At 67.5% G+C, this 16,736-nt stretch carries 16 protein-coding genes; 4 read left to right on the top strand and 12 right to left on the bottom strand.

Features of this window, described 5'->3' with window-relative positions:
- Positions 1 to 3: 3 nt before the first annotated feature.
- Both AU187_RS10345 and AU187_RS10340 read right to left on the bottom strand, forming a co-directional pair.
- Positions 4 to 1,227, bottom strand: a complete 1,224-nt coding sequence (locus AU187_RS10345) for an amidohydrolase family protein (protein ID WP_059099914.1) — start codon at positions 1,225 to 1,227, stop codon at positions 4 to 6.
- Positions 1,228 to 1,337: 110 nt separating this feature from the next.
- A complete protein-coding gene (locus tag AU187_RS10340; RefSeq protein WP_059100159.1) occupies positions 1,338 to 1,997 on the bottom strand; it encodes a TetR/AcrR family transcriptional regulator in 660 nt (219 codons plus the stop codon).
- Between the two features lie 81 nt (positions 1,998 to 2,078).
- On the opposite strand from AU187_RS10340, the gene AU187_RS10335 reads away from it, so the two are divergent.
- Positions 2,079 to 2,975, top strand: coding sequence for an acyl-CoA thioesterase (locus tag AU187_RS10335; protein WP_059099915.1), 897 nt, complete (start codon positions 2,079 to 2,081; stop codon positions 2,973 to 2,975).
- A 108-nt stretch (positions 2,976 to 3,083) separates the two neighbouring features.
- Here the strand turns inward: AU187_RS10335 and AU187_RS10330 are convergent, their stop codons facing one another.
- The 5 genes from AU187_RS10330 to ypfJ are packed head-to-tail and all read right to left on the bottom strand — an operon-like array spanning position 3,084 to position 7,949.
- Entirely contained in the window at positions 3,084 to 3,905 is an 822-nt protein-coding gene (locus AU187_RS10330; RefSeq protein ID WP_059099916.1) for a mycofactocin-coupled SDR family oxidoreductase, read from the bottom strand.
- A gap of 15 nt (positions 3,906 to 3,920) precedes the next feature.
- Positions 3,921 to 4,667, bottom strand: coding sequence for an SDR family oxidoreductase (locus AU187_RS10325; RefSeq protein WP_059099917.1), 747 nt, complete (start codon positions 4,665 to 4,667; stop codon positions 3,921 to 3,923).
- 28 nt (positions 4,668 to 4,695) lie between these two features.
- Positions 4,696 to 5,373 (bottom strand): MBL fold metallo-hydrolase, encoded by a 678-nt coding sequence (locus tag AU187_RS10320; RefSeq protein WP_059099918.1) that lies wholly within the window; start codon positions 5,371 to 5,373, stop codon positions 4,696 to 4,698.
- Between the two features lie 40 nt (positions 5,374 to 5,413).
- A complete protein-coding gene (locus tag AU187_RS10315) occupies positions 5,414 to 7,060 on the bottom strand; it encodes a DUF885 domain-containing protein (RefSeq protein WP_059099919.1) in 1,647 nt (548 codons plus the stop codon).
- Positions 7,053 to 7,949, bottom strand: a complete 897-nt coding sequence (ypfJ, locus tag AU187_RS10310; RefSeq protein WP_059099920.1) for a KPN_02809 family neutral zinc metallopeptidase — start codon at positions 7,947 to 7,949, stop codon at positions 7,053 to 7,055. Before ypfJ ends, AU187_RS10315 begins: the two co-directional genes overlap by 8 nt.
- Before the next feature lie 31 nt (positions 7,950 to 7,980).
- Between ypfJ and AU187_RS10305 the strand changes: the two genes are divergently transcribed.
- On the top strand, positions 7,981 to 9,486 hold the full coding sequence (locus tag AU187_RS10305) for a carboxylesterase/lipase family protein (protein ID WP_059100160.1): 1,506 nt from the start codon (positions 7,981 to 7,983) through the stop codon (positions 9,484 to 9,486).
- 187 nt (positions 9,487 to 9,673) lie between these two features.
- On the opposite strand, the gene AU187_RS10300 is transcribed toward AU187_RS10305, so the two are convergent.
- The gene (locus AU187_RS10300; protein ID WP_059099921.1) at positions 9,674 to 10,177 is read right to left on the bottom strand and encodes an SRPBCC family protein; all 504 of its coding nucleotides are present in this window, start codon (positions 10,175 to 10,177) and stop codon (positions 9,674 to 9,676) included.
- Between the two features lie 109 nt (positions 10,178 to 10,286).
- The gene (locus AU187_RS10295; protein WP_059099922.1) at positions 10,287 to 11,204 is read right to left on the bottom strand and encodes an oxidoreductase; all 918 of its coding nucleotides are present in this window, start codon (positions 11,202 to 11,204) and stop codon (positions 10,287 to 10,289) included.
- 78 nt (positions 11,205 to 11,282) lie between these two features.
- Between AU187_RS10295 and aspS the strand changes: the two genes are divergently transcribed.
- Positions 11,283 to 13,073, top strand: a complete 1,791-nt coding sequence (gene aspS, locus AU187_RS10290; RefSeq protein ID WP_059099923.1) for an aspartate--tRNA ligase — start codon at positions 11,283 to 11,285, stop codon at positions 13,071 to 13,073.
- Here aspS and AU187_RS10285 read toward each other — a convergent pair.
- Together AU187_RS10285 and AU187_RS10280 are read right to left on the bottom strand one after the other, a co-directional pair.
- Positions 13,070 to 13,861, bottom strand: coding sequence for an SDR family NAD(P)-dependent oxidoreductase (locus tag AU187_RS10285; RefSeq protein WP_059099924.1), 792 nt, complete (start codon positions 13,859 to 13,861; stop codon positions 13,070 to 13,072). The two genes, aspS and AU187_RS10285, sit on opposite strands and share 4 nt — an antisense overlap.
- A 36-nt stretch (positions 13,862 to 13,897) precedes the next feature.
- A complete protein-coding gene (locus AU187_RS10280; protein WP_059166664.1) occupies positions 13,898 to 15,079 on the bottom strand; it encodes a thiolase family protein in 1,182 nt (393 codons plus the stop codon).
- 94 nt (positions 15,080 to 15,173) lie between these two features.
- Between AU187_RS10280 and AU187_RS10275 the strand changes: the two genes are divergently transcribed.
- The gene (locus AU187_RS10275) at positions 15,174 to 15,653 is read left to right on the top strand and encodes a winged helix-turn-helix transcriptional regulator (RefSeq protein ID WP_059099925.1); all 480 of its coding nucleotides are present in this window, start codon (positions 15,174 to 15,176) and stop codon (positions 15,651 to 15,653) included.
- Here the strand turns inward: AU187_RS10275 and AU187_RS10270 are convergent.
- Positions 15,625 to 16,716, bottom strand: a complete 1,092-nt coding sequence (locus AU187_RS10270) for a methyltransferase (protein ID WP_156442343.1) — start codon at positions 16,714 to 16,716, stop codon at positions 15,625 to 15,627. The two genes, AU187_RS10275 and AU187_RS10270, sit on opposite strands and share 29 nt — an antisense overlap.
- Positions 16,717 to 16,736 lie beyond the last annotated feature (20 nt).

Genomic DNA, 16,736 nt, shown 5'->3' with positions numbered 1-16,736 from the left:
AGGTCAGGCGGGAATGACGAGCGCAGGCACGTCGGGGTTGTGGACGATCTCGTTCGGAACCTTGAACAAGTCGATCATGTTGCCGCCCATGACCTTCTGCTGTCCCTCCGCGTCGAGGGCCTGCAGGTCGTCGATCAGGTGCGTCGGCTCGGCCAACCCCTCCGGATGCGGCCAGTCCGAACCGAAGATCACCCGGTCGACGCCGAGGAGATCGGCCATCTGCTTGAAGTCGTCCTCCCAGAAGGGCGCGACGTACACCCCGCGCTTGAAGGCCTCGATCGGATTCTCCGGGAACTCCTGGGGCATCTTCTTGTACACGCCCTCGAACTGCTTGAACAGGTAGGGCACCCAGTCCGCGCCGTTCTCGATCGACAGGACGCGCAGTTCGGGATTGCGCGTCAACGCACCGTGGCACACCAACGCGGCCATCGAATCCTCGATCGGGCGCTTGCCCATCGAGACCATGCGGAACGCCGTCGGTTTGAACGGCAAGTACTCGTCGGCGGGTTCCCAGTCGTTGAGGTACTCGGCGTATCCGGAGTCCGAGGCGTGCATCGACACCGGGATACCGGCCTTCACGCACGCCTGCCAGAACGGGTCGAACTCCGGCAGGCCGAACGACCGGGTGCCCTTCAAACCGGGCACCGGCGCGGGACGGACGAGGACGGTCTTGGCGCCGCGCTCCAAACACCACTCGAGTTCGGAGAGGGCGCGGTCGACGATGCCGAGGTTGATGACCGGCGTGGAGAAGATGCGGTCCTCGTAGTTGAACTGCCAGGTCTCGTACATCCATTCGTTGAGCGCATGGATCACGTCGAGGATCAGTTCCGGATCGTCCTTCATCCGTTCCTCGACGAGGCTCGCCAGCGTCGGGAACATCAGGGAATAGTCGAGCCCCAGCCCGTCCATCACCTCGAGTCGCGCGGCGGGCTCGCGGAAGGCGGGAATGGCTTTCATCGGCTTGCCCATGACCTCGCGGAAGCTCTTGCCGCCGCTGCCGTGCTTGAAGTACTCCTCCTGCGCGCCGGGTCGGGCGACGACCTCGAAGGTCGGGTTCGGGATGTAGTCGCTGACCTGGTTGCGCACCATGATCTTGGTGCGGCCGCGGACCTCGATGTAGTCGATGACGTGCTTGCGATGGTCCGGAAGGAACTTGGTCAGCGCCTCTTTCGGCTCGTAGAAGTGGTTGTCGGCGTCGAACACCGGGTAGGGAAGCTGGCGGGCCATTTGCGCCTCCTGGAAGTCTGCTTGGCTGATTGTGGTAATGACATTACCACTTTCGGACCAGCGAAAACAGCGGCGTCGAGAAGGTGGTTTTTCTGCCGGCGCGACGCAGGTCAGGCCGGGTCGGCCGGGCCAGTGAGCCCGCTCAGGCAGTAGTCGTAGATGTCGTCGGCGCCGATCGGAACGCCGTTGAGCTCGGCGCCGAGCACCTGCAGCCGGATCGCACCCAGCGCGGATTGCATGATCAGCGCCGCTCGGGCCTCGACGTTCACGTCGGCGCGGAAGACGCCCTCGGCGATCCCGCGGTTGATGATGTCCTTGATCAGCTCGTGCACCGGCGAGAGCACCCGGGCGTACTCGCGGGGCAACGTCTCGGCGAGCCGGTCGTTGTAGTTGGTCAGGCCGCGGTTGACCTTGTCCTGGGTCGTCGTCTCCGGCGGTGTGCAGATGCGGTCGACGAGGACCCGAAGTGCGGTGGTGGCCGGCAGCCCGGCGGTGTCCTCGCGCCACCGGCGCGTCGACTCGGACATGATCTTGTCGACGAGTGCGAGCAGCAACTCGTCCTTGGTGGAGAAGTGCTGATAGAACGACCGCAGCGACGTCTTGGAGCGCTCGACGACTTCGAGCACCGTGAAATCCGTGCGGCCGGTTTCACCGAGGATCGCCAGCGCCGACTTCATGAAGCGCTTGGGCCGGGACTCGGACTCGGCGGGGTCGTCCGGTGACGCGACCCGGGCGGTTCCGGCCGCCGTACGTCCGCTCGGCTTGGCCATCGTCGGCACCTTCCCGCTCATCGGTGGTTCGCTGGTAATGACGTTACCGCTTTTGCGGAAGCTCGGTTACTGTTCCCTGTCATGACGACAGACTCAGCGCAGGAGCCAGCCAAGGAGCTGTGGACGGTCGAGGAGCTGCTCGACCTGTTCGACGTGCGGCCCGATGGGGAGAACCGGTTCATCGCCGAAACCGGTCCCGTCGGCGAGCAGGACCGGCAGGTGGTGGAGGGCACGCAGGTGCTCGCCCAGGTCATCGTGGCGGTGGCGAAACGCTTCGGGGGCAAATCGGTGCGCTCGGTGTACGCGGTCTTCTCGCGTGCGGTCATGGTCGGGGCCGGTCCGCTGGAGCTGGAGATCGACGTCGTCAACGAAGGCCGGTCGACCGCAACGGCGATCGTGTCGGCCAAGCAGAACGGTAAACGGTGCGTGACGGTGACGGTGTTGACCGACGTGCCAACGCCCGACGTCATCCGCCACGCGTTGCCGCGCCCCGACGTCAAGCCGCCCGCCGAGGCGAACGACGCCCGGATGCCCATGACCGGCAGGGAGATCCGGCTCATCGACGTGGTCGACGTGAACAGTCCCGACGAGGTGGGGCCGCCGGAGCTGTACGCCTGGGTGCACTACGAGCCGATCCCGACCCGCGACGAGCTCGCGAAGGCGCTCGTTGCCTATCTCACTGGGCACCTTGGTATTTCGACGACAATGCGGGCACACGAGGGGATCGGCACGGCGCAGTCGCATCTGACCGTGTCGACCGCGCCGATGACGGTGTCGGTCAGCTTCCACGAGCCGTTCCGGTGGAACGGTTGGTTGCTGTACGGCCACGAGAGCACTCAGGTCGGGGCGGGCATGTCGTACGTGCGCGGCACGGTGCACACCGAATCCGGTGAGCTGATCGCGTCGTTCGCGCAGGACGCGCTGATCCGGCCGCTGCGCAAGACCGACACGGCGATCAAGGAGCAGTCCCGGCTCTAGGCGGGGCGTCACCTCTATCCGCGAGCAGACGGAAATTGTCCCGAACTGCGGCGAAAATGGGTCAATTTGCGTCTGTCCCCTGCTTACCCGTGGGCCCACGCGCAGGAATCAAATCTTGAGATAGCCCTTGTCCGCGGGGATCTGGGCGGCGGTCACGAGTGACGACGCGTCGCTGGCCAACCAGACCACGATGTCGGAGATCAGGTCGGGGTCGGCCAGCGACTCGGTCGGCAGCGCGCCGGGCGAGAAGCTGTGGATATAGGTCGGATGGTCGGCGAAGGTCTGCCACATCGAGGTGTCGTTGCCCATGGGGGTGTCGGTGCCGTACGGATGAACGGAGTTCACCCGGATGCCGAACTCTCCCAGTTCGACCGCGAGCGAATTGGTCAGTGCGACAACGCCGAACTTGCTGGCGCAGTAGTGGCCCGCGCCCGGGACTGCCTTGATGCCCGCCGCCGAGCTGATGTTGATGATCGATCCACCGTTGCCCGCCTCGATCATCGGTGGCACCACCGCCTTGATGGTGTTCCAGACGCCGGTCAAGTTGATGTCGAGGACGTCCTGCCACTGCTGTGCCGAGATCTCCCACAGCCGGCCCCAATTCATCACGCCGGCGTTGGCGACCACGATGTCGAGGCGGCCGAACTGCTCGAGCGCGTCGGACACCACGCGTTGCTGTCCGGCCGCATCGCGAACGTCGACGCGGTCGGCGACGATCTTGCGCCCTTCGCCCTCGACGAGGCTCACCGTCTCGGCGAGGTCCTCGGGTGCCGTGGGCGGATAGCCGTTGTGCTCGGCGACCGGTCCGCACGCGTCGATCGCGACGATGTCGGCGCCTGCGCGGGCCAACCGGACGCAGTGCGAACGGCCTTGGCCGCGGGCGGCGCCCGTCACGTAGGCCACCTTGCCCGCCAAGGGAAGTTCCGTCACGCTGGATGCTCCTGTCTACTCGGCGCCCGCGGCGAGCCAGTCGTCGAATGTCGTCGCAGCGATGCGGGCATTCTCGCTCGGTAGCAACACGTTCCCGGCCATCGACAGGCCGAAAACGCCATCCCAGGTCGGGATGAGCTTGACCCGGCGGCCGCGAGCTTCGAGGGTGCGGCGGGCCATGTCGACGAGGTCTTGCGGCTCGGGTCCGGCGACGTCGACATACCGGCCCTGGGGTTGGCCGGTGGCGACCTCGGCGAGGACCTCGGCGATGTCGTCGGGCGCGATCGGCTGCACGAGCAGCGGCGCGATGGTGGCCACTCCGTCATGCTCGGTCCAACCGGCGACCATGGCCGCGAAATCGTGAAATTGGGTGGCCGGCACCACTGTCCAGGGCACCGGTCCCTCGGCGACGAGGCGCTCCTGTTCGCGTTTACCCGCGTAGTGGGCGTTGCCCTCGATGCCGTGGATCCCCACGATCGACAGCAGGACGTGGTGGCGCACTCCTGCCCGATGCTCGGCGGCAAGCAGGTTGCGCGTGGTGGCCCCGAAGTATTCGGTCGTCTTCTCACGGTCGGTGGGAGGTGCGCTGATCGCGTCGATGACCGCGTCCACGCCGGTGAGCGCCTCGTCGAGACCCGCACCGGTCATCAGATCGACGCCGAGTGAGCGGCTGATCCTCACAACCTCATGGCCGTCGCGTTCGAGTAACGCGGCGGTGCGGGCGCCGATGTTTCCCGTCGCTCCCGCGACAGCGATGCGCATGGCTGGACCCCTTTCGGTGACGGACCGGTCACCCGCTCAGTGTGGCAGCCACTTCGCGGAGGCGGGCGCCGGCACCCGAGACGATCGGCTCGCCGTGCCCGAAACAGGCGGTGTCGACGTCGAGCGCGGCGAGCCGTCCGAACGATGCCACCGTACGTGCGCGGTCTTGGTTGAAGGTGCCCAGCATGACGGTTCCCACATTGGCGATGGTGTCGCCGGTGAGCAGTACGCCGTGGCGCGGCAGGTGGATCGCGACGCTGCCCTCGGTGTGCCCCGGCACGGACAGGATCTCGGCGCCGCCACCGAAGTCGAGGACATCACCGTCGTGCAGCTCCCGGTCCACCGGTACGGGATCCGCCGCAGCGGGCAGTCCGGCGGCGACCCGCTCATGGATCGGCAGCTCCCACTCTTCGAACACCGGTGGGGGAAGGGCGGCGCCGGCGCGGATCGCGGCGGCGTCGCCGGCACCGGCCATCACCGTGGCCCCGGTCGACTCCCGTAGCTGCGCCGCCGAGCCGGTGTGGTCGACGTGCCCGTGCGTCAACACGATTCGGTCGATACCCGGTACTGCGTCGCTGATGGCCGGACCCGACCCGGGCGCGCCGGTGTCGATCAGCGTGACCGAATCACCGTCCCGCCACACGTAGACCTGCCAGCCGTCGACGACGAGCATGGTGAGCTTCGGTGTGACGGTCACGGATTCCATGCGCTAACGGTAGAGACTCTCGGCCAGCGAAAGAAGGGACTCAGCTGGCGGCGAAACCGCCCGACAGCGCGGACCGCAGCACGTCGAGCGGCAGACCACCGAGATCCAGTGCGCGGCTGTGGAATTCCTTGAGCGACACGCCTCGACCCAGTATGTCGTCGCGCAGCTGCTGCCAGATTCGCTGCCCGATCGCATACGACGGTGCCTGGCCCGGCCACCCGAGGTAGCGGTCGAGTTCGAACTGCAGGTGCTCCTCGTTCATCGCGCTGTGCGACACCAGGAACTCCCACGCCCGCTCGGCGTCCCAGACGCCGCCGTCGGGCGCCGTCAGCCCGCAGTGCACGCCGATGTCGATCACCACTCGGGCGGCGCGAAACCGTTGTGCGTCGAGCATTCCGATTCGATTCCCCGGATCGTCGAGCCAGCCGAGTTCGGCCATCAGCCGTTCGGCGTACAGCGCCCAGCCCTCGCCGTGTCCCGACACCCAGCAGCCCAGCCTGCGCCAGCGGTTGAGTTGGTCGGCCAGCACGACGGCGCGGCCGATCTGCAGGTGGTGGCCGGGCACCCCCTCGTGGAACACGGTCGTCGTCTCCTGCCAGGTGTGGAACGTCTCCACTCCATGCGGAACCGACCACCACATCCGACCCGGTCTGCTGAGGTCTTCCGACGGGCCGGTGTAGTAGATGCCGCCGGTGTGCGTCGGCGCGATGCGACATTCCAGACGCCGCAACGGTTCCGCGATCTCGAAGTGCGTGTCGGCGAGCGACTCCACCGCACGGTCGGACAGGTCCTGCATCCAGGCCTGCAGCGCGTCCACGCCGTGCACGAGGTAGCGCTCTTCACCGTCCAGGCGGCGCAGTGCGTCGGCGATCGACGCGCCCGGATAGAGCTGCTGCGCGAGGCTTTCCTGTTCTGCGACAATGCTTTCCAGCTGAGCCCGACCCCACTCGTACGTCTCGTCGAGATCCACCTCGGCACCGAGGAAGGACCGCGACCACAACCGGTAGAGGTCGCGGCCGACCGCGTCCTCCGCGCGCGCGTGCGGGGCGATCTCGTCCCCGAGGATCCTGCCGAGTTCGCGGTAGGCGTTCGCGGCGACGGCGGCGTTGTGCTGAAGTTCGTCGTGCAGCGCGGAATTATCCGGCGCGGCGTCGGCCACCATCACCACCAGCAGGTGCTGGATGCTCGCGGCCTGATCGATGCCCCGCACCACCTGACGCACCGCCGGCGGATGATCGCTCGCGATCGCGGCACGCAGCGCGTCGGCGTAGCCGGCCGCGCGCTCGGGAACCCGTGCCAGCCGGCGGGCGACCACCGCCCAGTCGTCGTCGGTTTCCGTCGGCATCAGGTCGAACACGTCGCGCATCGACTGCAGCGGTGAGGCGATCACGTTGATTTCGCCGACATCGAGGCCGGCGTCGTTGATTTCGACGAGGATGCCGAGGCGTTCGCGCATCGCGGCCACCGTCACCTCGTCGACCGCGTCGACTCCGGCGACGGTATCGAGTTCACGCAGCGTGTTGCGTGCTGCGTCGGCACGCGCGGCGACGCCGTCGGGGGAGTAGTCGGTGATCTCGTCGTCGTAGCCTGCGATGCCCATTTCCGTTGCCGCACAGGGGTCGAGCTCGGCCAACGTCGCGAGGTAGCGTTCGGCGACCGCGTCGACGGCCGTGGGTGCCCTACCCAAGGTCGTTGGTCGCGAACGTGTCGCACGCCTTCGGGTCGCCGGTGCGGTAGCCCTCGGTGAACCACTTCTGCCGCTGCGCTGCGGAACCGTGCGTCCACGCCTCGGGGTTGACCCGGCCGGTCGCCTGCTGCTGAATGCGGTCGTCGCCCACCGACGCAGCTGCCGACAGCGCGTCGGCGATGTCCTTGTCGGTCAACGGCTCCAGGAACGTCACGTCGGTGCCCTCCTGCTTGGTGATCGACGCGAAGTGTGCCCAGACACCGGCATAGCAGTCGGCCTGCAACTCGGTGCGCACCCCCGCGCCAGTCGCGCCTGCGGCGCCCGGACCTTGTGACCGGCCCAGTACACCCAACAGGTTCTGCACGTGATGCCCGTACTCGTGAGCGACGACATACTCCTGCGCCAACGGGCCACCGCTGGAACCGAATTGGTTCTTGAGCACGTCGAAGAACTCGACGTCGAAGTACGCGGTCTGGTCGGGCGGACAGTAGAACGGCCCGACGCTGGTGTCGGCGGGACCGCAGCCCGTCTGTACCGATCCGTCGAACAACTCCATGCGCGGGCGCACATACTCACCCGGCAGCAACTGCTCCCACACCGCGTCGACCGAGTTGCCGGTCGCCACCACCCGGCACTGCACGATCTCGTTCGCATCCTCGCCGGTCTTGCACTGGCTCAGATCGAAGCCCGGTGTCTCCACGCCCTGGCTGTCGTACTGGCCCTGCGATGGCATCACCGAGCTCGGGTCGACGCCGAGAAACAACGCCACGACGAGAATCACGAGGCCGCCGACTCCACCACCGACCGCGATGCCCCGGCCCGGGCCGCCCCCGCCGCCGCTCGACGAGGTGGTGCTCGTGTCGATCTGCATACCTTCGTTGAAGGTCATGACGTTCAGCTTTGCACACTACGATTCGCTCGTGGCACTCGTTGTCAGACATTCGAGCGTCGTGCACACCGACCTCGGCGATCTCCGCGGCACCACCGAGGGCGGCGTCGGGGTCTGGCGCGGGATTCCTTACGCCGAGCAACCGGTGGGCGATCGCCGATTCCTCGGTCCCGAGCCGAAGCGGCCGTGGCCGGGTCTTCGGGACGCGATCGAACACGGACCGCTGCCGCCGCAGGGCAAATCGTTTGTCGGCGGTGGCCGCGACGACCCCAAGGTCCGCGACGAAGCCTGCCTGACGTTGACGGTGTGGTCTCCGGACACCAAGGCGTCGCTGCCGGTGATGGTGTGGATCCCCGGCGGTGCCTTCGTCTACGGCGCCGGGCAGTTTCAGCTCTACAACGGCTCGCGGCTGGCCGCCAACGGCAACGTGGTCGTCGTCAACATCACCTACCGCATCGGCGTCTTCGGTGGTTTCGAGCTCGGTGACCTCGGCGAAGGGTTTGACGACAACCTCGCGTTGCGGGACCAGATCGCCGCGCTCGGGTGGATCCGTGACCACATCGCGGCGTTCGGCGGTGACCCGGCCCGCGTGACGGTGTTCGGTGAGTCCGCCGGCGGCACGTCGGTGCTCGCGCTGCTCGCCAGCCCGGCCGCCGAGGGGTTGTTCACCCGGGCGATCGCGCAGAGCCCGGCACTGCCGCTGATCGCCGACCGGCAGGTGCGGGCCGAGCAGGCCCACGAGTTCCTGCGCCGCCTGGGGGTGCCCGTCGCTGAGGTCAAGCGGCTACCGCAGCGCCAGTTGCGTCGCGTCGCGGGCGGGCTGCAACTCGAAAGCGCCGCCACCACGCCGACGTTGGCCTACGGGCTGACCTACGGCGTCGACCTGCTGCCGAGCCACCCGGTCGACGCCGCCCGCGACGGCAGGCTGCGGAGGGTGCCGCTGATCATCGGCACCAATAGCCACGAAGCGTCGATGTTCGCATGGACCAAACCGCCGATGCTGCCCACCACCCGCGCCTCGATAGACGCCTACTTCGAGCGCGTCGCCCCGGACGCCAAGGACCGGGTGCTGGCCGCATATCCCGACTATCCGCGCCGAAGGGCGTTGATCGCGTTCGGCTCTGATGTGATGTTCGGCGGACCGGCGTGGGCGTTCGCCGACGCCTACTGTGGCCACGCCCCGACGCACATGTACCGCTTCGACCACGTCGGCTTCAGCCTGCGGATGCTCGGCCTCGGTGCGACGCACGGCAGCGAGATCGTGCACATCCAACACAGCTACGCGTCGTATCTCGGCCGCAAGATGCACCCGCTCGGCCGGCGGTTGCAGCCGTCAGTCGGTCGGCGCATGCAGCGGACCTGGCTGGACTTCGCCGCCAAGGGGTGGGACACCGGCGAGATCCGGTGGTCCAGCGGGCACGACTGGCCGGTGTACGACACCGAGCGCCGCTACACCCGCATCATCATGTCGGCCCGCGACGACATCGTCGAAGACCCCGACGCCGAGCGTCGCCGGGCGTGGGCCGGGCTGTATTGAGCCCCGCCGCTTTGCGTCGCTTCCAACTCAGACGTCACACCGATCGACGTCTCGCAGGAAGAGTGCGAGGGGCGGGTCTCCAAACGTCGAAAGCTGTGACTACTGAGGTCCGGTGCGACAGCTCGGTGTCCACAGCGCGACTTCGTGTGCCGCAACGACGCGGATCAGCAACACGCGCCGGCGCGGATCAGACCGTGGCGAACCGTTTCGCGCAGTAGTCGCGCAGGTTGTAGAGGAACTTCTGGAACATCCAGGCCATGACGGGCCGCCCGAACGTCATCCCGAACTTTGCGGCGACGCCCTTCGGCTTCATCGCCATCACCCACGTCAGGTGGCAGCCGCCCGGCGTCTTCACCACCCGGTAGTCCTCCGCAAACGCAGCGATACTTCCGGTGGACGCCTCGTTGAACCGAAACGCCATGTGGCTGTACGGGTTCCAGGCCAGGAATTCCTCGTCGCCGACGATGCCCCCGCGCATCGTCACGGTGCGCGTCGTGCCGATGCCACGCGGTTCGGGACTGGTCCACTCGACATTGGTGATCACCGTCGCCCAGTGTGGCCACGACTCGGCATCGGCGAGCACCTCGAACAGCTGCTCGGGCGTGATCGTGAGGTCGACCCTGCTGACGAATCGGAACGGCGCGCTCTCGATGAAGTCCAGGTCGACGCGTTCACATGACTGCATGGCCATACACAGTAGAGGACGGCGTCTAGTCTGATGGCCGGCCTTTCCCCCTACGCTTCGCGTGGGAGGTGCCCCCATAACCCGGCTCGTGCCTCGCCGCTTGTTCGTCGCCCGGCTAGCCGGGGCCGTCGCTCGCCGCCGCCAGCAGCGGCACCAGCACGTCGCTGATCGGGGTGGGCAGCCCGTGCTCAGCGGCCTTGCGGGCGATCACGCCGTTGCGGATGTCCCACTCCAACCGCTGGTTCGCCTCGCGGTCGGTGAGGATCGACGTGGTGATGTCCTCCGGGGACCTCGCTAGCAGGTCGACGATCTCGTCGATCACCTCGTCGCCCAGCTTGGCTCCCTCGGCGCGCGCGACGGCCAGGCACTCGCCGAGATAGCGTCGCGCCAGCACGGCCACGTCGTCGCGGCGGAACATGCCCGCGCGCCGACCGCTGAGCACCATGAACCCGACGACCGCGTTGACCAGAAGCTTGTGCCAGGCCGCGGTGACGAAGTTCGGATCGGTGTCGATCGTGACGGCACTACCCGCGAATAGATCCGCCAGATCGCGGGCGGCGGCGGTATCGGGAAGCACGAGGCGCGCCTGGGTCCGCAACCGGATGTGACCGTCCGGCGTCGGCTCCGCCGAGACCCACACGGCCGTAGGCACCACGGTCGACCCGGGACAGTACCGGCCGACGCGTTCGACCTGTTCGACGCCGTTCTGCAGCGCCGCCACCACCGTGCGCTCGTCGCACAGCTTCGCCAGCCACCCGGCGGCCTGCTCGTTCTGCGTGTCCTTCACCGCCAGCAACACCACGTCGACCGCTTCGTCGATGACGGCGGGATCGGTCAACACCGGGCCGGGCACCACGATCGGCTCCCGGTCGTCGGGTCTGACCTCGATCGAATCGCGCGGAGTGCGACCGCACAGCGTCACCGGATGGCCGGCCGCGTACAGCAGGGCGGCGACCGTCGACCCGATCGCACCGGGTCCGACGAGCGCGATGCGGGTGGCTGATACACGGTCTCCGCGCGAGCGCTCATCCACAGCGCCAAGGTACCGGCGGAATTGCCCCCTCTACACTTGGGCAGTTGTCTCGTCAGGCGATTTCCTCAGGAGTTTTCAGTGTTGCGCAGTCATGCCGCCGGATCGTTGCGGCCCACCGACGCCGGTCAGAAGGTGACGCTGGCCGGCTGGGTGGCGCGCCGCCGCGACCACGGTGGCGTCATCTTCATCGACCTGCGCGACGCGTCGGGGGTCTCGCAGGTCGTGTTCCGCGAAGGCCTCGAAAAGGGTCAGGTGCTCGAGGCGGCGCACCGGTTGCGCGCCGAGTTCTGCATCGCGGTCGACGGCGTCGTGGAGGTCCGCCCCGAAGGCAACGCCAACCCGGAGATCCCCACCGGGGAGATCGAGGTCAACGCGACGTCGTTGACCGTGCTGGGGGAGAGCGCACCACTGCCGTTCCAGCTCGACGAACAGGCCGGCGAGGAGGCGCGGCTCAAGTACCGCTATCTCGACCTGCGCCGCGACGGTCCGGGCCACGCGATTCGGTTGCGCTCCAAGGTGAATGCCGCCGCCCGTGAAGTGCTTGCGCGTCACGACTTCGTCGAGATCGAGACGCCGACGATGACGCGTTCGACGCCGGAGGGCGCCCGCGACTTCCTGGTGCCAGCCCGGCTGCAGCCGGGGTCGTTCTACGCCCTGCCGCAGAGCCCGCAGCTGTTCAAGCAGCTGCTGATGGTGGCGGGCATGGAGCGCTACTACCAGATTGCGCGCTGCTACCGCGACGAGGACTTCCGCGCCGACCGTCAGCCGGAGTTCACCCAGCTGGATCTGGAGATGAGCTTCGTCGACGCCGAGGACGTGATCGCGGTATCCGAGGAGATCGTCGCCGCGCTGTGGCGGTTGATCGGCTACGACGTGCCCCTGCCGTTGCCGAGGATGACGTACGCCGATGCGATGAGCCGATTCGGTTCGGACAAACCCGATTTGCGCTTCGGACTCGAACTCGTCGAGTGCACCGAGTACTTCAGGGACACTCCGTTCCGGGTGTTTCAGGCGCCGTACGTCGGGGCCGTCGTCATGCCCGGCGGCGCAACTCAACCCCGACGCACGCTGGACGCCTGGCAGGACTTCGCCAAGCAGCGCGGTCACCGGGGGCTGGCCTACGTGCTCATCGGTGAGGACGGCACGCTCGGCGGCCCGGTCGCCAAGAACCTGTCCGACGCCGAACGCGACGGCCTGGCCGCCCATGTCGGCGCATCGCCGGGCGACTGTGTGTTCTTCTCGGCCGGCCCGGCGAAGAGTTCGCGGGCGCTGCTGGGCGCTGTGCGCATCGAGATCGCCAAGCGGTTGGACATGATCGACCCGAACGTGTGGGCGTTCACCTGGATCGTGGACCCGCCGCTGTTCGAGCCCGCCGATGACGCGACGGCGCACGGCGACGTCGCGGTCGGATCCGGTGCGTGGACCGCGGTGCACCACGCGTTCACCGCGCCCAAGCCGGAGTTCGAGGACCGCATCGAGAGCGACCCGGGCAGTGTGCTGGCCGACGCCTACGACGTGGTGTGCAACGGCAACGAGATCGGCGGAGGCTCAATCCGTATCCACCGCCGCGACATTCAGGAGCGAGTGTTCGCGGTGATGGGATTGGACAAGGCCGAGGCCGAAGAGAAGTTCGGATTCCTGTTGGAGGCGTTCAGCTTTGGCGCGCCGCCGCACGGCGGGCTGGCATTCGGATGGGACCGCACCACGGCGTTGCTGGCGGGGGCGGATTCGATCCGCGAAGTGATCGCGTTCCCGAAGTCCGGCGGTGGTGTCGACCCGCTGACCGGTGCACCCGCGCCGATCACCGCGCAGCAGCGCAAGGAATCCGGCATCGACGCCAAACCGAAGGCCGACGACAAGAACGGCTAAGCCCGGTCGCACCCCGTGAGCTCGGCCGACAGCTCCCACAGCCGGCGGGCCGTCACCGGATCGACCGCCTTCGGGCGCAACCGCGTCACCCTCGGTGGTCCGAACTGGTTGAAGCGCGGCGCCAGATAGGTGCCGCTGGGCAGGTCGGCCGTGACCGCCTGCAGAATGGCGCGAGCACCCTGGGCGGGGGTGTGCATCAGGCGCCGGATCCGCCGGTGCTCGCCCATCCCGAGGGAACGGGTGATGTCGGTGTCGGTGGCGCCGGGATCCGTCGCGTAGGCGCGCACGCCGCGCCGCGCCAACTCCGCGACGAACAGAAGGTTGGCGAGCTTGGACTCGCCATAGGCGCTCCACTTCGAGTACTTGCGACGCTGCCAGTTGAGGTCCTCGAGGTGCAGCCTGCTGAACAGATACGTCGCGCTGGCCACCGAGATCACCCGGTCGGTGATGCGATCGGCAAGCAGACAGGTCAACGCGAAGTGGCCGAGGTGGTTGATGCCGATGTGCGACTCGAAACCGTCGGTGGTGCGCGTCAGCGGCATGCCCATCACGCCGGCGTTGTTCACCAGCACGTCGACGGTTTCCACCGATTCGGCGAACGTCCGAACACTGGCGAGGTCGCCGAGATCGAGGGCGGCCACCTCGACATGACCGGTCATTGCGTCGGCTGCCCGGACCGCCTTGTCGACATCGCGGCAGGCGATCAGGACATCGTGGCCCGAGGCCGCCAACGCCGCCGCGGTGGCCTTGCCGACGCCGCTGTTACCGCCGGTGACGATGGCCCGCATGGCTCTCGATTATTCAGGCAGGCCCAGACCGCATGATCAAAGACGTTCGATGATGGTGGCGTTGGCCATACCGCCGCCCTCGCACATCGTCTGCAGGGCGTAGCGGCCGCCGCGCTGCTCGAGTGCGTTGACCATCGTCGTCATGATGCGCGCACCGCTGGCACCCAGCGGATGGCCGATCGCGATGGCACCGCCGTTGACGTTGGTCTTGGCCAGATCGGCGCCGGTGTCCTGGGCCCAGGCAAGGACGACGGGCGCGAACGCCTCGTTGACCTCGAACAGGTCGATGTCGGCGAGTGTCAGCCCGGCGCGCTGCAGCACCTTCTCCGTCGCGGGAATGACACCGGTCAGCATGTAGAGCGGATCGGAGCCGACGACGGTCATCGAGTGGATGCGGGCAAGTGGACGCAAGCCGAGACGCCCGGCCACCTCGCTGGTGGTGATCAGCACCGCGGCGCTGCCGTCCGACAGCGGCGACGAGTTGCCCGGGGTGATCTCCCAGCCGATCTGCGGGAAGCGCTGCTCGTAGGCGGGGTTGTAGAACGCCGGCTTCAGCGCGGCCAGCGTGTCAACGGTGGTGCCGGGACGGATGATCTCGTCGGTGGTGAGTCCGGCGATCGGGCTCAGCTCGTTGTCGAGCCGGCCCTCCTTGGTCGCGGCCGCGGCCTTCTCATGGCTGCCGGCGGAGAACTCGTCGAGCTGCCGACGAGAGAATCCCCACCTGGCGGCGATGAGCTCGGCGCTGATGCCCTGCGGCACAAGGCCTTCGGGATAACGCTGCGCCATCGCCCCGAACGGGTCACTGCCGGGAAGCACGCTGGAACCCATGGGTGCCCGCGACATCGACTCGACGCCGGCGGCGACCACAATGTCGTAGGCGCCGGAGATTACGCCCTGGGCGGCGAAGTGGATGGCCTGCTGGCTGCTGCCGCACTGACGGTCGATCGTGGTGCCGGGCACCGTTTCGGGAAAGTTCGCGGCGAGCACCGCGTTGCGCGCGATGTTGACCGCCTGGTCGCCGACCTGGGTGACCGCGCCGGCGATGACGTCGTCGATCTGCGCTGGTTCGACACCGGTCCTGGCCATCAGTTCTGTGAGGCTGTGTGCGAGCAGATCGACGGGCAGCACGTCGTGCAGCGCGCCGCTGGGCTTGCCCTTTCCGATGGGGGTGCGAACCGCTCCCACGATGACCGCGTCGCGACCGCCGAATGCCGACATTGCTGCCTCCTATGACTCAACTCTGAGTAAAGCCTTCTATACCCAGCTATACCACCTGGGTATAGTGGTGACAACTCAGGAATGGGGGAATTCCGTGAATGTGTTGCAGGGCACACTCGCCGACCGCGACGCCTGGTCGGCCGTCGGCGTGTGCAAGATCGAGAAGACTATGGAGTTGGTCGGCACCAAATCGGCGATCCTCATCATGCGTGAGGCGTATTACGGCACAACTCGTTTCGAGGAGTTCTGTCGCCGCGTCGGCATCACGAAGGCCGCGGCGTCAGCCCGGCTGTCCGACCTGGTGGACGCCGGACTGTTGAGCCGTCGGCCGTACCGCGAACCCGGTCAGCGCAGCCGCGACGAATACGTGCTGACCGACGCCGGCCGTGACTTCATGCCCGTTGTCTGGGCGATGTTCGAGTGGGGTCAGCGCCATCTCGGCAAGCCGACGCCGCTGCAACTGACGCACAAGAACTGCGGCGCACCGGCGACGGTGGCGATCCGCTGCGCCGACGGACACGACGTACCCGCCGAGGAACTGGGCGTCAGGCTGGCGCGATCTCGGCCTCGATGATGCTCAGCGGCGACGCGCTGGGGACGATGCGGGTCAGCCGAAATCCCGCTTGCAACAACAGGTCTCGCCATTGGTCCGCGGTACGTTCCTTGGCGCCGGCCAACAACAGCATCTCCATGTCGATGAGCTTGCCGATGAATTCGCGATTGTGGTTGGGGATCACCAGTTCGAACAGCAGGAGCTTGGCGTTCGGGGTGGCGGCGGCGTGAATGTTGCGCAGGATCTTGACGGCGTCCTCGTCGGCCCAGTCGTGGATGACGTTTTTCATCAGATACGCGTCGACCCCGGCGGGCGCACTCTCGAAGAACGAGCCGGGTTCGACCACCACCCGGTCGGCGACGCCACGTTGGGTGAGCAGCGCGGGTGCCCCCTCGACCACCTTCGGCAAGTCGAAGAGCACGCCCCGCGCCTGCGGTGCCTTGGCGAGAACGCCGGCGAGTAGCCCGCCCTGTCCGCCGCCGACATCGGCGATGACGCCGAACCGGCTGAAGTCGTATGCGGCGGACAGCGCCGCCTCGGTCATGTCCGACGTACTGGTCATGGCGCCGTTGAACAACGCCGCGAACTCAGGTTCGTCCTCGAGGTATTGGAAGAACTCCTTGCCGCGCAGTACGGGCGCCCACGGCTTGCCGCTGCGGACCGATTCGGACAGATACGTCCAATGCTCACGGTGCTGACGTGAGCCGAAGAACAGCGCCGCACCTTTCATCGACACCTCCGCGTCGGCGCGTAGTGCCTCGCCGAGAGGGTTGAGCGCGAATCGCCCGTCGCGGTTCTGCTTGAACACGCCACGGCTGATCAGCGCCCGCATCAGGCGGCCGACGGCGTCGGGGTCCGCGCCGATTTCGCGCGCCAGCTCGTCGCGGGTCAGCGGGCGCTCAGCCAGCGCGTCGGCGATACCGAGTTGCGCGGCCGCGGTGATGGCCTGCGAGAACCAGGTCGCCAAGATCATTTCCATGAGTGCGATCGGCGCGGGCGTCAGCTTGCGATGCAGCTGCGCCAGGTGGTGGCGTATGCGATCCACCGCCTTGACGACCCCCGCCGGTGGAATCTTCGTTGCCATGCGGTCATCCTCGCGCACGG

This window comes from Mycobacterium sp. IS-1556 (genome assembly GCF_001499985.1).
Classification (GTDB): Bacteria; Actinomycetota; Actinomycetes; order Mycobacteriales; family Mycobacteriaceae; genus Mycobacterium.
The sequence above is the reverse complement of the archived record's forward strand: the minus strand, read 5'-3'. Positions and strand labels throughout refer to the sequence as shown.

What these genes read in the sequence shown, in the direction of transcription:
- AU187_RS10345 (WP_059099914.1), bottom strand. Translation starts at nt 1,227, where the DNA reads ATGGCCCGCCAGCTTCCCTACCCGGTGTTCGACGCCGACAACCACTTC.
- AU187_RS10340 (WP_059100159.1), bottom strand. Translation starts at nt 1,997, where the DNA reads ATGGCCAAGCCGAGCGGACGTACGGCGGCCGGAACCGCCCGGGTCGCG.
- AU187_RS10335 (WP_059099915.1), top strand. Translation starts at nt 2,079, where the DNA reads ATGACGACAGACTCAGCGCAGGAGCCAGCCAAGGAGCTGTGGACGGTC.
- AU187_RS10325 (WP_059099917.1), bottom strand. Translation starts at nt 4,667, where the DNA reads ATGCGCATCGCTGTCGCGGGAGCGACGGGAAACATCGGCGCCCGCACC.
- AU187_RS10320 (WP_059099918.1), bottom strand. Translation starts at nt 5,373, where the DNA reads ATGGAATCCGTGACCGTCACACCGAAGCTCACCATGCTCGTCGTCGAC.
- ypfJ (WP_059099920.1), bottom strand. Translation starts at nt 7,949, where the DNA reads ATGACCTTCAACGAAGGTATGCAGATCGACACGAGCACCACCTCGTCG.
- AU187_RS10300 (WP_059099921.1), bottom strand. Translation starts at nt 10,177, where the DNA reads ATGGCCATGCAGTCATGTGAACGCGTCGACCTGGACTTCATCGAGAGC.
- AU187_RS10285 (WP_059099924.1), bottom strand. Translation starts at nt 13,861, where the DNA reads ATGCGGGCCATCGTCACCGGCGGTAACAGCGGCGTCGGCAAGGCCACC.
- AU187_RS10280 (WP_059166664.1), bottom strand. Translation starts at nt 15,079, where the DNA reads ATGTCGGCATTCGGCGGTCGCGACGCGGTCATCGTGGGAGCGGTTCGC.
- AU187_RS10270 (WP_156442343.1), bottom strand. Translation starts at nt 16,716, where the DNA reads ATGGCAACGAAGATTCCACCGGCGGGGGTCGTCAAGGCGGTGGATCGC.